We start from the raw sequence: 16,144 nt of genomic DNA, 5'->3' as shown, positions 1-16,144 counted from the left end.
ATAGACCACATGCCCGGTTTCAAGTATTTTGACCCAAACAATATGATTGCGCTTTCAATTCCTGTTAACATCATGGATCGTTGTTGTAAACATGCAAAGTACCTTAGATAACAAGGCGGGGATCTTATGTACAAGTTGTTGATTGTCGACGATGAGGCGCTGGTTCGAGAAGCGATAGAAGATCAAATGGATTGGGAGAGGCTAGGTTTCGAATGTATAGGCAGCTGCGAGGACGGCAAGGAAGCGCTAGATTTCATTAACCGTCATACGCCGGATGTCGTGTTGACCGATATTGGAATGCCGTTCATGAACGGCATTGAGCTGACGCGCGAGCTTTCTGCTAATTTCCCGAAAGTGAAGGTCATTATTTTTACAGGCTACGATGATTTCGATTTTGCCCAGCAGGCTTTGAAATTGCAAGCTGTCGACTATATTTTAAAACCGGTTACGGCAGCGGAACTTGAGCAGGTCATTTGTAAGCTTCGTTCTGAGCTTGACAGCGAAAGAAATCAAATGCAAGATTTCGAGCAGTTGAAGCGTCAATTGAGGGAGAGCCAGCCTTTGTTGAAAGAGCGTTTTTTGGAACGATTTGCGACTTCGCCAATGACAGAAAAACAAAAGAATGAGAACTTTAGCTATTTTGATATTGAGTGGGACGGCTCCTTCGTGATTGAGCTGGCCATAGAAGTAGACGAGTTCGTATGGAGCCAGCCTAAGACGTTGTCCGACGAGGAACTTATTCGTTTTGCTGTTTATAACATTGCCCAGGAAATTATAGCTGACCGTTCCGGGACACTTATTTTTAGAGATCGGGAAAATCGTGTGCATGTCATCATTTCTGGTCATCAGAGGGATGAACTGCATGATCTATCGACGCAGGTGGCTGAAGAAATTCACAGTACGATAACCGATTATTTGCCTGTTAAGCTTTCTATAGGTATCGGACATGTATGCAGCTTAACGGACAAAGTGCAGCGTTTAAATCAATCTGCTTTGTCAGCGCTTGATTATCGTTTTGTCATCGGTACCAATCAAATTATATGCATATGGGATATGGAGCAGCGTAAGCGGCCGGAGTTGTTGTCGCTCATTGATTGGGAAAGTGAACTGGTCACGAAACTGAAAACCGGATCACCGGAAGAGATGGATGAATGGATTAGGCAAATCTTCATCATGTTCCGCGAACATGCTTTTCCATTTGATATTTGCCACATGTATCTGCAACGGATTGTATTGACGATTATGCACACGCTCTATGTCATGGGCATTGACAGTGCACAAGTGTTCGGAGCAAACCAAGCTCCAATGAATGAAATGACTAAGTTTGCGTCGATGGGTGAAGTTGAAGCGTGGCTGAAGGAGCAATGCGCGAAAGTAGTCGGATCAATCAAAAGCATGCGGGAGCATCAATGCGTGTTCCAAGTCGCAAAGGCGATAGAGTACATCAAGCTGCATTATATGGACCCGAAGCTATCATTAAAGTCGGTGTGTTATCACGTATCGATGAGCTCAAGTTACTTCAGCACCATATTCAAGCAAACCAATGGTAAAACGTTCGTGGAATTTGTAACCCATCTGCGTATGGAGAAAGCGAAGGAATTATTAATTGTGTCAGCTTTAAAGAGCTATGAGATCGCATATGCCGTTGGCTACAGCGATCCTCATTATTTTAGCGGTGCATTTAAGAAGCATACGGGAGAAACCCCAACGGATTATCGCCATAAAAAAATAAAAGGGTTAGTGTGATACGAGTGAGAATGTTTTCGCGATTGCCGAGTATTCAGACGAATATGGTGCTTGCCTCGGTCGCGCTCATCATTATGACAAGCATTATGATGAGCGTTACTTCCTTTTACTTAACTAAGGATTCCGTTAATTCCACAGCGCAGACGTATACTACGGAGCTGGTGAAACAGGTAAATAACAATATTAAATCCTACATTAACGGCATGAAGTATATGTCTGATCTTGTAGCTGGCAATTATGCAGTTCAAGCTTATTTATCCTCAGCTTCCTTTAATAGTTTAAAGGAAGAGAAGGATTACAAGGAAGCGATCTCCGAAATGTTAGGTGGGATGCTGGTATCCCGAACGGATATTAGCTCAGCGAACATTTTCGGTTATGGCGGACAGTTCGTGTCCGGCCGCAAAGAGCTCGAGCTAAATCCAAACGTCGATATTACAAGTATGAATTGGTATAGGAACGCTAAAAGCATGGGCGGGCAAAGCGTCATTTCCTCTTCGCACGTGCAGCCTATTTTTAAAGACATGTATCCTTGGGTCGTATCCTTGAGCCGGGAACTGGTCAGTAAGGACGGGAACAAGAAGCTGGGCGTTTTTTTGGTCGATTTGAATTTCAGCGTTATGAATGACATGTTTAAGGATATTCGACTAGGCCAAAGAGGATATTTATTCATCATCGATTCGGATGGGAAAATCGTTTATCATCCCCAGCAGCAATTGATTTATAGTAATTTGAAAACAGAGATGATCGATAAAGTGCTGGAAATCAGAAACGGAACGTTCATAAGCAATCAAGGCAGCGAAAGCCGAATGTACACGGTTCAGGATTCTGAGTTTGGCTGGAAAATTGTCGGTGTCTCCTACGTAAGCGAATTAGCTGAAAATCAGAGTAATGTGCTGCTGTCTATTATTGTTTTGGGAATCATCTGTATTATTATCGGAATTATTATTTCATTATTCTTATCTCAACGCGTGAGCCAACCGATCAAACGCTTGCAGGGCTATATGAAGGAAGTGGAAAAGGGGAATTTCGATATCCATGTCCCCGGTCACAAAACGGTAGAAATCCAGAGGCTTGCAAGAGCGTTTAATATGATGGTCGGTAAAATTAAAGAGCTGATGCAGCAAACGGTACTCGATCAGGAACAAAAACGCAAGAGTGAGATTAGCGCCCTTCAAGCCCAAATCAACCCTCATTTTCTTTATAACACGCTTGATTCCATAGTATGGATGGCCGAGAGCAATAAGTCTAGGGAAGTTGTGTTAATGACTTCGGCGCTTGCCAAGCTTTTCCGCTCGTCGATCAGCAAGGGTGAGGAACTGGTTTCGATTAAAACTGAAATTGAGCATATTACAAACTATTTAATGATTCAGAAAATGCGGTATAAAAATAAGCTGGATTATCATATCGAAATATCCGAATCGATTCAGGAATATCGGGTCATCAAAATCATTATGCAGCCGCTTATTGAAAATGCGATCTATCATGGCATTAAGATGAAGCAGGGACCTGGTTTCATCCGGGTTGCTTGCGAAGAAACGGACACGGACATTATTCTGATTGTTGAAGATAACGGGAATGGGATGGAGGAGGAGAAATTAAAGTCGCTTCATCTTCCAGCTTCCGTTACGGAGGGCGGAAGAGGAGTCGGCGTGCAAAATGTTCAGGAACGGCTTAAGCTTTATTACGGGGCGCAATACGGATTAACCTACCAGAGCGTGCTAGGAGAGGGAACAACCGTCTATATCCGTATTCCCAAATTACGCCAAGTTTTGGAGGACGAGAGACATGGCAGGAAGTCATAAGTGGGTAACAACCGCCGTTGCACTCCTTCTCATCGCTGTGGCCGTTTTTGTATATGGGCATAACGGATTATCTGCGAAAAAGAAGATAGAGGTTACGGTCATCTTGAAAACAATCGATACATCGGTAGAATTCTGGCAGGTATTAATTGACGGCGTGCATGAAGCTGCCCAAGAGTTTAATGTAAACGTTCAGGTATGGGGGACAAAGTCGGAAACGGACGTTGATGAACAAATTGCCCTTGTGGAGAAAGCGATATTAAATAAGCCAGATGCAATCGTATTGGCTGCGACCGATTACGAGAGACTCGTCCCCGTCGCAGAGAAAATAAAGAAGAACGGAATTAAGCTTATTATCGTCGATTCGGGAATCAAGTCAGATGCAGCCGATAGCATCGTAACGACGGACAACGTCAGTGCTGGCAGAGAAGCGGGCGAAGCGATGAAAAGCTTGATCAAAGATAAGGCTAAAATAGCGATTATAAGCTATGTCAAAAGCGCTGCTTCTCATATCGACAGGGAAAAGGGCGTTCATGAAGTTTTAGAAAATTATCCCGGAATCGAAATGCTAGGTACGTACAATGGCGAGGGCTCCGAGCAAAATTCCTATTTGCTGGCTATGGAAATGCTGCAGCAGCATAACGATGTGTTCGGCATTATCGGTCTCAACGAGCCGACTACGGTTGGAGCGGGAAGAGCCATTCAGGAACTGGGATTAAAGGGGAAAGTGCAGCTGATTGGATTCGATAGTTCTTTCAACGAGATTAAGCTTTTGGATGAAGGCGTCATGAATGCTACGGTGCTTCAAAGGCCTTTTCAAATGGGCTATCTCAGCATTAAAACGGCCATGGAGGTTGTTAAGGGCAAGAAGGCTGCGAAGCTTATCGATACGGGCTCACTGCTTATAACGAAACAAAATATGTATGAAGAGGAGAATCAGAAGCTGTTGTTCCCGTTTGTTGGAAATGAATAGATGAACGAAGCTCAGAATAATGGAAGATTGGCAGAGTAGGCGTAAGCCTGCTCTGCTTTTTTGTTGTTAACGACTAAATAGGTTGAACTAGTAGTTTAAGCGAAGCGAGAAGATTGTTCTGAAGAAACGAAGTGTTCGCCTTTGCGGCCGGATTCTAACCTTTAAATGTCTAATCAAATCCAAGAATCTGGCTGCAACAGCGATCGTAAGAATGATCTGCTCGCGTAGCGTCCAAAACAAATTGTTTAGTTTCATCTAATGGGTTGAATCCCCAAAATTATTCGACTCTTACAAGAAGAAATCACATGTAAGTGGCGGAATGAACCGTGTAAAGTTATCGGTAACAACATGAATATGGAGAGAGGAGATGAAACGATGAGTGAGAGTCTAGTGCAAATGGAAGGAATCGTGAAAAGCTTTGCCGGGGTCCATGCCTTAAAGGATTGTAAGTTCGACCTGCGGCCTGGCGAAGTACACGCACTTGTTGGGGAGAACGGCGCCGGGAAATCGACCATGATGAAGGTGTTGACAGGCGTGTATCAGATGGACGAGGGACGCATTCTCTATCAGGGCGAGGAAGTACGTATTCCGGATACAAGAGCCGCTCAAAAAAAGGGAATCAGCATGATTCATCAGGAGATGAATCTCGCAGCCGATCTAACCGTCGCGCAAAACATTTTTATCGGCAAAGAGCCGCGGAAAGCGATAAAACTGTTTCTGGACGAGAAAGAGATGAATCGACAAACCACCATTTTGCTCAGACAAATGAATCTGGATATCGATCCTACCACGCTTGTATCGAAGCTGACGGTCGCCAAGCAGCAAATGGTTGAAATCATTAAAGCCATTTCCTACGACTCTCAAGTGTTAATTATGGACGAACCGACAGCCGCGCTTAGTGATGCGGAAATTGAGGAATTGTTTAAGATTATCGTCCAGCTGCGAGCTAAAGGGGTAGGCATTGTATACATCTCCCACCGTATGGCGGAGCTGAAACGAATTACCGATCGCATCACGGTTATGCGAGACGGAAGCTACATTGATACGGTTGCGACCGCCGATACAAGCATCGATAAAATTATTTCGATGATGGTAGGCCGAGAGCTCTATCAATCGGATAAGACGAACCGGTTAAAGGACGAATCGAGCGAAAGCATGCTTGAGGTACGTAATCTAAACCGTAGAAATGTTCTTCACAACGTAAGCTTCACGCTGCGCAAGGGCGAAATACTTGGCGTAGCCGGATTAGTCGGCGCAGGAAGAACGGAGGTTGCCCGGGCAATCTTCGGTGCTGATCCGCTCGATTCCGGTGAGATCCACGTGCATGGCCGCAAGGTACGGATTAACGGGCCCCATCAGGCCGTGAAGCATGGCATTGGGTATTTGAGCGAGGATAGGAAGCACTTTGGGTGCCTGCTGGAAATGGATGTTTCAACGAATGCCACGTTGGCAACGGCTGGTCGTTTCACAAGGGCTGGTTTTTGGATGAACGAAAAACGCATGAATGAGATTTCGACTCAAATCGTTGAGGAGCTTAAGGTAAAAACGCCAAGCATAAAACAGAAGCTGAAATTTCTATCCGGCGGGAACCAGCAGAAGGTCATCATTGGGAAGTGGTTAACGAGGGACTGCGACATCCTAATCTTCGATGAGCCGACTCGGGGGATCGATATCGGAGCCAAAAGCGAGATTTATAAGCTTCTTGAGAACTTGGCGGCTGCAGGCAAATCGATCATTATGATCAGCTCGGAACTGCCAGAAATTTTAAGGCTTAGTCATCGTATCATCGTGATGTGCGAAGGAAGAATTACCGGGGAGCTTATGAATGATCATCTCGCAACCCAGGAGCAGATCATGACTTATGCAACAGATCGAATCGGATAACGTCGGGAGGGAAAGGAAGAGAAGCATGAATAAAACAACAGTGGTTGAGCAGAAATCGCATTTTGCGATTAAGTCAGGGCTGCAGCAGCTCTTAGTATTTGGAAGTTTGATTTTGCTCGTTATCTTTTTTTCTATCGCGTCGGATAATTTCTTTCATTTTTCCAATCTCATTGGCATTTTGCTCTCCACCGCGGTTATTGGCGTACTGGCGTTAGGCTCGACGTTCGTCATTATTACGGGCGGCATTGATCTTTCGGTTGGTACGGTCATGACGCTGTCCGCAGTCATGACTGGCGTCTTCATTACGATCTGGGGGCTGCCTATTCCAATTGGTATTATCGGCGGTTTGCTGACCGGGGCGTTATGCGGATTTTTATCAGGCTTTACGATTGCTAGACTAGGAATTCCGCCATTTATCGCCACGCTCGCGATGATGATGATTGCCAAAGGGTTAGCATTAGTTATCTCTGGAGCTAAGCCGATCTATTTTACCGACAATGAAGTTTTTATGGAAATATCATTAGGGTCGGTATTAGGTGACCTTATTCCAGGCTTCGATATTCCGAACGCTGTCCTTATTTTTTTCATCGTAGCCATCCTCGGGAGCATCTTATTGTCCCGAACGATTGTTGGCCGTTACAACTTCGCAATCGGCAGCAATGAAGAGGCGACGCGTCTATCCGGCATTAACGTGCGAAATTGGAAAATCGTGATTTATACGATTACCGGCGTGTTTACGGGAATTGCCGGCATTCTGATGGCATCAAGGTTAAACACGGCGCATCCTTCACTCGGCGCGGGTTACGAGCTGGAAGCGATAGCAGCGGTAATTATCGGCGGTACCTCATTAAGCGGCGGCAAGGGAACGATCTTGGGAACCGTAATCGGCGCACTCATTATGAGCGTATTGACGAACGGTTTACGCATCATGTCGGTTCCTCAAGAGTGGCAGACGGTCGTGGTTGGTTTTGTTATATTACTCGCGGTATATGCGGATATTTTGCGTCGTCGCAAGGCTTAACAGCGATATAGCCTCCTCCGGAGGTTATATATAAATGCAAATATAATTCATGATGAAGGGGATATGAACATGAGAAAAGTATGGATGATGGCAGCTTTGGTACTCGTAGTATTCATGAGCGCTTGCAGCTCGAACGGAGGCAGCAATACACCTACGAATGCACCAGAGTCAACTAAAAAACCGAGCTCTGAAGCGCCTGCGAACACGGAGAAAATGTATGTTCCGGTTATTTCCAAGGGATTTCAGCATCAATTCTGGCAAGCGGTTAAGATCGGTGCAGAGAAGGCAGCAGCAGAGCTGAACGTGGATATCACTTTCGAAGGCCCAGAGTCTGAATCCCAAGTCGACAAACAGCTTGAAATGCTGCAAGTGGCATTGGATAAAAAGCCTAGCGCAATTGGTTTCGCTGCACTGGACAGCCAAGCTTCGATCCCGCTGCTCAAGAAGGCTAAAGACGCCGGCATTCCTGTTATTGCATTCGACTCCGGCGTGGACAGTGACATTCCGCTTAGTACAGTAGCAACGGATAATGCGGTTGCTGCTGGTGTTGCAGCAGATAAAATGGCGGAATTAATCGGCGGTGAAGGCGAGATTGCGATTATTGCCCATGACCAAACGAGCCGCACGGGCATCGATCGTCGCGATGGCTTCAAGAAGCGTATCGAGGAAAAATACCCAAATATTAAAATTGTAGATATTCAGTACGGCGGGGGAGATCATCTCAAATCGACCGATGCGGCAAAGGCGATTATGCAAGCGTACCCGAAACTCAAGGGCTTCTTCGGTACAAATGAAGGTTCCGCCATTGGAGTAATTAATGCAGTAATGGAAGCAAAAGCGGTCGGTAAAGTGACAGTTATCGGTTATGATTCCGGTAAAGCACAGATCGATGCGATCAAGAATGGCACGATGGCTGGCGCTATCTCCCAAAATCCGGTTGGCATCGGCTATGAAACGGTAAAAGCCGCAGTTGCGGCTGCCAAAGGCGAAACGGTTGAACCCGCTATCGACAGCGGTTTCGTATGGTACGACAAAACCAACATCGATAACGAAGAGGTTAAAGCCGTTCTTTACGAATAAATAGATAAGCCAATCATTTCATAGCCATATTGGGGCTGTACGTAAAGGAGCTCATCCTTCAGCGACAGTCCCGATCATTTTATTCTATTAAAATAACGGAAATTGAGGAGGAAGCTCTATGCGAAAAAGGCTTGTTAGTTCTACTCTTGCCATCGTATTGACCGTGACAAGCTTCACTTACTTGCCTGTTTCTTCTTACGCGGATCCTGCGAGCCCAGTGGCGAATCCAATCACAGATCCGGTGCCGCTTAAGTCTTGGTATACCAAAGCGGCAACGAACTGGGAATCCGAAGCGCTTCCGCTCGGGAATGGTTATATGGGAGCGATGGTTTTTGGAGGCGTCGATAAGGATCAAATTTTAATTAATGAAAAGACCCTTTGGTCTGGCGGCCCTGGCGCCAACCCTGATTATAACGGCGGGCATAAAGACACTGCTGAACAGAAGCATGCTCTTCTGCAGCAAGCGAGAACCGAACTACAGGATTTGATGACACAGTTTTCATCAGGAACCCCTGCTTATAAGGATGAGAATGGCAAAGTGATTGCCCGTGACTATAGCAACAGTGATTCGATTAAAAAATTAATCAATGGAGTCGAATCTACAGAGACGGGCGGACTGATCGGGACGAAGAAAAATTTTGGATCCTATCAGGAATTGGGCTCCATATGGCTGCAGGATGTAAAATCCCTAAGACCGGCCATTACAAAGTTTTTTACTGCCCAAGACAACACAAAAAACGCTGGTGAGAAGGTAGATAAATTATTCGATAATAATACGGACACCAAATATTTTGCCGATGGTCACCAAGGAGCTAAGGAATATGTGATTGAATGGGAATATGATAAGAACATGACGACGAAGTCCTATTCCATTACAACGGGCAACGATTCTCAGCCGAGAGATCCGAAAAGCTGGACAATCTCAGCCTCCAATGATGGAGTGAGTTATTCGATAATCGATACTGTAAGCGATTTTGATCTGGCAGGACGGAAACAAACTAAGCAATTTGAATTAGACGTGCCCGGCTCGTACAAATTTTTTAAGCTGAACATCACTTCTTTGTATGGAACCAATCAAGCTCTGCAAATGTCGGAATTAAAAATCATTTTCGACGAAAGCACTCTTCCGCAGGATAATCATCCTACCAATTATAAGCGTGAGCTCGATTTTAACAACGCTGTTGCAAGTGTGTCCTACAATCAGGGCGGTGCAGGAATAAAAAGAGAATACCTTGTCAATTATCCCGATAATGTGATGGCGATTCGTCTCAGCTCTACGGACAAAGGTAAATTCAATCAGTTCGTCAGCGTGACATCGGCACAGACTAGCAAGACGATCTCTTCACTAGGAGACACGATTACGATGACGGGCTGGCCAGCCGACCATAATAAGGCCAATGCGGCTAATGACTTTGACAACACGCTGCATTTTGCTATGCAAATGAAGGTAATTCCTTCCGGCGGAACTATGGTTGCAGAAAATAATGGAATCTTGGTACAAGACGCGGATTCGATCTTAATTCTGATGACCTCTGGCACCAACTATCAGCAATCCATGGACGATTCATTTGATTATTTTACAGGAGTGAATCCGCTCACCGCAGTTAGTGATAGACTGCAAGCAGCTGCACAGAAAGGCTATGACCAGCTATATGAGAGGCATGTTAACGATTACAAAAATTTATTTGACCGGGTTGATCTCAACTTGATGAATGCACCGTTCCCTAACAAGCCTACGGATGAGCTGTTAGCAGGATATGCAAGAACCAATCAGCCTTTGGAAGACCGATATTTGGAGCAGCTATACTATCAGTTTGGCAGATATCTATTAATTTCATCTTCAAGAGAGGGCTCTTTGCCTGCCAATTTGCAGGGTGTATGGGCTGCTGGAACCAATCCGCCGTGGAGTGCAGACTATCACGTCAATATTAACTTGCAAATGAATTACTGGCTTGCGGAGCAAACGAATCTATCAGAAACCCATGTTCCTCTGATCGAATATATTCAGAGCTTAGTGCCTAGAGGAAGAATTAGCGCTCAGCATGGCTATGTCACACCCGCAGGCGATCCGGTAAGAGGATGGACGACGCATCACGAGAACAATATTTGGGGAAATACCGCACCTGCGGTAAGCGGAGCATTTTTCTCACCTGAAGATGGAGCATGGCTTGCCCAGAATATATGGGAGCGCTATCAATTTACGATGGACGAAGCATTTCTTCGCGATAATTACAGCATTATGCTGGAAGCTGCTTTGTTTTGGGTAGACAACCTGTGGGAGGACACGCGCGATGGCACATTAGTTGCGAACCCCTCTTACTCTCCAGAGCACGGTCCTTATTCTTTGGGTGCGACTGAGGTCCAAGCGGTCGTTTGGGGAATATTTGAGGAAGTCATTAAAGCTAGTGAAGTCTTGAACATGGATAGCAAGGAATTGGATGAAATTATGAAGGCACAGTCCAAACTTGCAGGTCCTAAAATTGGTCTTGGCGGGCAGTTCATGGAGTGGAAGGACGAAGTGAATATGGACCTTACAGGAGACAACGGCCACCGTCATACGAACCACCTGTATGGGCTTCACCCAGGTTCGCAAATTGTAGCAGGACGAAGCGAAGAAGAAGACAAATATGTTGATGCGATGAAAGTTACCTTGAATACTCGGGGAGATGGAGGTACGGGTTGGAGCAAAGCATGGAAGATTAACTTCTGGTCGCGTCTGCGTGATGGCGATCGCGCACAGAAGCTGGTTAAGGAGATATTATATGAATCTACGCTTAGCAACTTATTCGATACTCATCCGCCGTTTCAGATTGACGGCAACTTCGGTGCAACAGCTGGGATGACCGAGATGTTGCTGCAAAGCCAAGGAGGGGCGATTGAGCTATTGCCGGCGCTTCCTTCGAAATGGAGTACGGGCAGCGTGTCGGGTTTGAAAGCTAGAGGGAATGTAGAAATTGACATGGCATGGGATCAGGCCAGCCTCACATCAGCGGTTCTGAAGCCGGGTACGAACGGGCCGATCACGATCAAAGGGGCTAACATCAGCACGGCTACCGTCATGAATGGCAATACTCCAGTCGATTTTAGCATTATAGATGACAATACGATTGTTATCTCAGCTCAGCAGGGTGATACATATGTGATTAGTGACATTCAAGATGCTGCAGCTTCGCATAATCCTTACGTCATCATGAATGCGGTCGATGCGGATATCCTTTACGGCAGAATAAACAAGAGCTCTACAGCGCTGCAAGAGGCAGCTGCCGGAGATTATGCCATGTTTAAAAATGTTCAATTCGGCAATGAAGGAGCAAACAAGGTTCACCTTCAGGTCAGCTCGAACAAGAAGGTCCCTGAGGATTTGGGCAACATTGAACTGAGGCTGGACAGCCCTACCTCCCCGGTCATCGTGAGCATACTTTCAGACAACACCGGTGACATGGGGATATACAAAACGTTATCCGCCAGCTTGCCTTATACGGTAAGCGGTACGCATGATCTGTATCTTTCTTTTACACGTCCTAGCAATCTGAAGTCTTTGCAATTTTTCACAAGCAAGGATAACGCCGCAATCGCGGGGATAAACATTTTGGGAAGTACTTTGGTTGGCCTGCCAGCAACAGGAAGAACGGATGTGAGCTATGTTGCATCAATCTCCTATAGTGACGGTTCGACCGAAACGGGCAGCAGTAACGTGATATGGAGTTTAAACGGGAACTATTCGGGAGTGAAGATTAGCAGCGGTGGCAAGCTGTCAGTTAAAGAAGGTGCAAGTACGCAGGATATCGTAGTTAGTGCTACATCTTCCAAAGAGCCGCAATGGACGAAGCAACTTCCAGTACGACTAGTCTCTGGCGTCATTCAGCCCCTCAAGCTCAGAGGGATTGATCGAAATGCGGAATCCGGCGGAAGCGGCTCTAACGGAAAAATGACTTTCAATAACGATTGGGTTCAATTCCTTGGTTCCAACGGCTGGTTGAAGTTCAACAAAGTAGATTTAAAGGATGGCATTCAAAATGTCATGATCGGATATGCTTCACCGTCTACCGCCACGAGAGAAATCCAAGTTCGCATCGCCGAACCGGATGTAGGGACAGTGAATGAAGCTGTGACAGTCGCGACGCTGAATATTAGTGGAACGACAGACGGTTGGGAGCAGCTTAAAGAGGTATTTACCTCAGAAATTGCGAAGACTAACGGGGTAAAAGATGTTTATTTGTTCTGGCCGCAAACTGGGTTTAACTTATCCTATGCGACTTTAAATGTATTACAGGCAAATGACGACTATACGGTTTACCGTGACATTTCGTTCGATGTCTTGCCCGCTGACGCTGTCATTACGGTGGAGGATTCCGAAGGATACTTGTACAGCTCGGCAGGCGATGGCAAAGCCTTCCGATTGCCGGAAGGAGGAGCGTATACGTATACCGTGAGCAAGGTTGGCTTCATTTCGCAAAGCGCTGGCTTTAGCGTGGATACTGACCTAGTGCTGCCTATTGAGTTGGAGGCTAATCCCGTACAAGTGCAGCCGAGCTGGCCTGCGGGAAGCACGCTTACTGCATCTCATGTAGGCAGTACCGAGCTGACACTGACGTGGACACCGGCAGCTGGCGATAATGAAGTAGCGGGTTATCGAGTATATAATGGAACAGACCTCATGAGCACGGTAACAGGAAGCGTATATAGTTATTCCTTTAATGGGCTATCGCCGAGCACGACCTATACGTTTAAGGTCGAAGCAGGCGATGCAGACAATAACTGGAGCATAGATGGACCGGTCGCCGTAATTACAACGTTACCGGACGAAACAACGCCTAGTGATACAACTGCACCAGTATGGCCTGCAGGCAGCTCGCTCAAGGCAACAAACGTAGGCTCCAAAGAGGTCACACTAAACTGGACTAATGCAGAAGACAATGTTGCAGTGACAAGTTACAAAGTGTATAACGGAACGGAACTTTTGGCTACGTTGCAAGGAAATATTAATAGTTATGACGTGGCTGGATTATCTGCGAGCACGACCTATACGTTCAAGGTTGAAGCGGGCGATGCAGAGAATAACTGGAGTACTGACGGACCATCGACATCCGTAACCACTACCTCGGGTTCAGGAAGCGGTGGTGATAGTGGAAGCGGCGATGGAGGATCGGTGCCACCTCCAGTCACAACTAAACCGAATCATATCAAGGCTCCTGTACCTTCGATAGATTCATCGGGCACGGCAACGACCGTCATTGATTCGGAGACATTCCGTAAAGCAAGGGATGCTTCCAAGCAATTGTATATTGAGATCCCGAGCGTTAACGGCGCTAATGCCTATAATGTTACGGTTCCAATAGCAGCCTTTAAAGCAGGAGATTCGACTAGCACAGTCGAGATTACGACTCCAATCGGAACTGTCACGGTATCTGCAGCTATGCTCGGCACGATTGAAACGACTGGAGCGCATAACGTTTCGATTGTGATTACGAAAAAGGATGCAAGTGAACTGGATGCTGCTGATCAGGCCAATCTATCTACAAGACCAGTAATCGGAATTGACCTCAAGCTGGATGGTGTTACAAAGTCTTGGAGCAATCCAAGTGCACCGGTAACGGTATCGATTCCTTATACGCCTTCGTCAGCTGAATTGGCTGATCACGAACATATTGTTGTATGGGGTATTGATGAGACAGGCAAGGTCACCCCTGTACCAACAGGAAAGTACGACCCTGTCAAAGGTACTTTCACGTTTACCACAACGCTTTTCGGAGATTTTGCAATAGCTTACGTTAAGAAAAGCTTCACCGATATTGCCAACTTTGGATGGGCTAAGCAAGCGATGGAAGTCTTGGCATCTAAAGGGGTCATCAACGGTACATCGACTGACACATATACACCTGACGCACCAATTAAAAGAGCGGATTTCATTCTTCTTTTGGTCAATGCCTTAGGCTTAAGCGCGACAACAGAAGGGAACTTCTCTGATGTGAATCCAGTAGCTTATTATGCGGAAGCTGTAGCCGTAGCCAAGAAGATCGGCATAGCTACCGGCATGGGCGATGGAAAGTTTAATCCGGATGCGACGATTACAAGGCAGGATATGATGGTTCTTATCGAAAGGGCGATGACATTCGCCAACAAGACTTTGCTTGCCGGAAACTCTGCTGATGTTAATGCGTTCTTAGATAAAGACAATATTGCAGATTATGCAAGGCAAAGCATTGCTACTCTAGTCAAAAACGGAATCGTCAACGGAAACGGCAGTACCATTAATCCACTTGGATATGCATCAAGAGCCGAGACTGCTGTGCTGCTCTACAGAATTTACAACAAATAATGTTCGTGCATCACCATGCACAAATAAAAAACACGCCAATAGAGGGCGTGTTTTTTATTTGTGAAATCACAAGAGCGCATGTGGTGAATTATGCCCACAGCAAAGTTAGGAAAAATCAATGATTGGGTTTATGCCTACTTGGTTACCACGAATCCTTTGAGCTCCAGTTGCGGAATCATTATGGATGGTTGAATTGGCTGCATCTAGCGCTTCTTTGCAAATTTGCTGCGGAAGCCTGATGGAGAGAGACCTTCTTTCTTGGAGAAGCAGGTGGAATAATGCGAGATATGATGGAAGCCAACTTCATCTGCGATCTGGGCAATAGATTTGGAAGTTTGCAGCAGCAGCCGTTTGGACTGTTCGAGCCGGTAATATTGAAGATAGGTTATTGGGGTCATTCCGTACATTTTCAGCATCACTTTAGCCAGATAATTGGGGTGATAGTTCAACTTCTTTTGCAGCACCGAATTCGTGATATCGCTGGCATAGTTCTGACGGATGAACAGTTCGATCTGCTCGGCGAGCTGAATCGCGGTGGCGTTCGTGGGGGAAGCAAGCTCGCGATCCAAATGTTGCAAAAATAACTGGAAGGAAACTTGCCGCTTCCAGTTCCGAAGCGACTGCGGTTCATTCTCCTGCTGAAAGAAGGTCTCAAGCGCCTCCAACGCTTTCGTCGACAGCTTCATGTGCTTGGGAAGGAAGATGGAGCAGACATCGGCGTGATTGACATACGCTAGCTTTTTGTGTTCCTCGATCAGTTCCAGCTGGTTGCTCTGGCATTCGTTCATGTCTCGGCACATCTGCCAGCTGCCGAAGGTTTGAAAGTGAATCCAGATGATTTCCGTATCGGCTTTGCATGGAGCGTTGCCGTAATGATGAGCATTCGGAAGAAGGATGAGTCCTTCTCCCTCATTGACTTCCCAGGTATGGTCATTTTCGGCAATGGGGAGAACCCCTTTGCGGACGACAATCAGATCGAATACATTGATACAATTTCGGTCGATATGGGTATCTCCTACCTCGTAATAGGCATAACCGCAATCCACGAAATAGGGAATCGGTGGTGAGATAAAATGAAGAATCGTAGAGTCCACACTGTTTCCTCCTAAGATTGGAATCGTGAATATCAAGGTAGAAAATATTGTTATTTTTATAATACTTCATAGTTGTCTTTTAAATAAAGAGTTTCCTGCTGATCATCTGGCATAAGTTCGATTGCCCGATATCGGGAAGTCGGCGGCGTAAGAACGAAGGTTGAAAATATTAAAAATCAGGTTGGAAAATGTTGTTTTTTTTCAAGGTACTTCATGTCACAATTCTAT

At 45.9% G+C, this 16,144-nt stretch carries 8 protein-coding genes; 7 read left to right on the top strand and 1 reads right to left on the bottom strand.

The genetic code is table 11. The features are described from left to right. Positions 1–126 precede the first annotated feature (126 nt). The 7 genes from AC0VYE_RS24065 (at position 127) to AC0VYE_RS24035 (ending at position 14,822) form a co-directional block, all read left to right on the top strand. Complete coding sequence (locus AC0VYE_RS24065) at positions 127–1,746, top strand: response regulator transcription factor (RefSeq protein ID WP_475443126.1); 1,620 nt, start codon at positions 127–129, stop codon at positions 1,744–1,746. A gap of 11 nt (positions 1,747–1,757) precedes the next feature. Continuing rightward, the gene (locus AC0VYE_RS24060) at positions 1,758–3,548 is read left to right on the top strand and encodes a sensor histidine kinase (protein WP_256711034.1); all 1,791 of its coding nucleotides are present in this window, start codon (positions 1,758–1,760) and stop codon (positions 3,546–3,548) included. Next, positions 3,532–4,518, top strand: a complete 987-nt coding sequence (locus AC0VYE_RS24055) for a substrate-binding domain-containing protein (protein ID WP_475443125.1) — start codon at positions 3,532–3,534, stop codon at positions 4,516–4,518. The genes AC0VYE_RS24060 and AC0VYE_RS24055 overlap by 17 nt, the downstream gene beginning before the upstream one ends. Positions 4,519–4,893: 375 nt before the next feature. Further along, complete coding sequence (locus tag AC0VYE_RS24050; RefSeq protein WP_076270447.1) at positions 4,894–6,402, top strand: sugar ABC transporter ATP-binding protein; 1,509 nt, start codon at positions 4,894–4,896, stop codon at positions 6,400–6,402. A 25-nt stretch (positions 6,403–6,427) separates the two neighbouring features. Continuing rightward, complete coding sequence (locus AC0VYE_RS24045; protein WP_441909285.1) at positions 6,428–7,423, top strand: ABC transporter permease; 996 nt, start codon at positions 6,428–6,430, stop codon at positions 7,421–7,423. 63 nt (positions 7,424–7,486) lie between these two features. After that, the gene (locus AC0VYE_RS24040) at positions 7,487–8,503 is read left to right on the top strand and encodes an ABC transporter substrate-binding protein (protein ID WP_076270448.1); all 1,017 of its coding nucleotides are present in this window, start codon (positions 7,487–7,489) and stop codon (positions 8,501–8,503) included. A gap of 118 nt (positions 8,504–8,621) precedes the next feature. Beyond that, positions 8,622–14,822: a glycosyl hydrolase family 95 catalytic domain-containing protein gene (locus AC0VYE_RS24035; RefSeq protein WP_475443124.1), complete on the top strand. Its 6,201-nt coding sequence runs from the start codon at positions 8,622–8,624 to the stop codon at positions 14,820–14,822. Positions 14,823–15,025: 203 nt separating this feature from the next. Here the strand turns inward: AC0VYE_RS24035 and AC0VYE_RS24030 are convergent, their stop codons facing one another. After that, positions 15,026–15,916 carry an AraC family transcriptional regulator gene (locus AC0VYE_RS24030; protein WP_076270450.1) on the bottom strand — a complete coding sequence of 297 codons (891 nt, stop codon included), beginning with the start codon at positions 15,914–15,916 and terminating at the stop codon, positions 15,026–15,028. Positions 15,917–16,144 lie beyond the last annotated feature (228 nt).

The organism is Pristimantibacillus sp. Z349TD_6, assembly GCF_056173205.1.
Note: the sequence above shows the minus strand (reverse complement) of the source record. Positions and strands in the feature narration are given on the sequence as shown.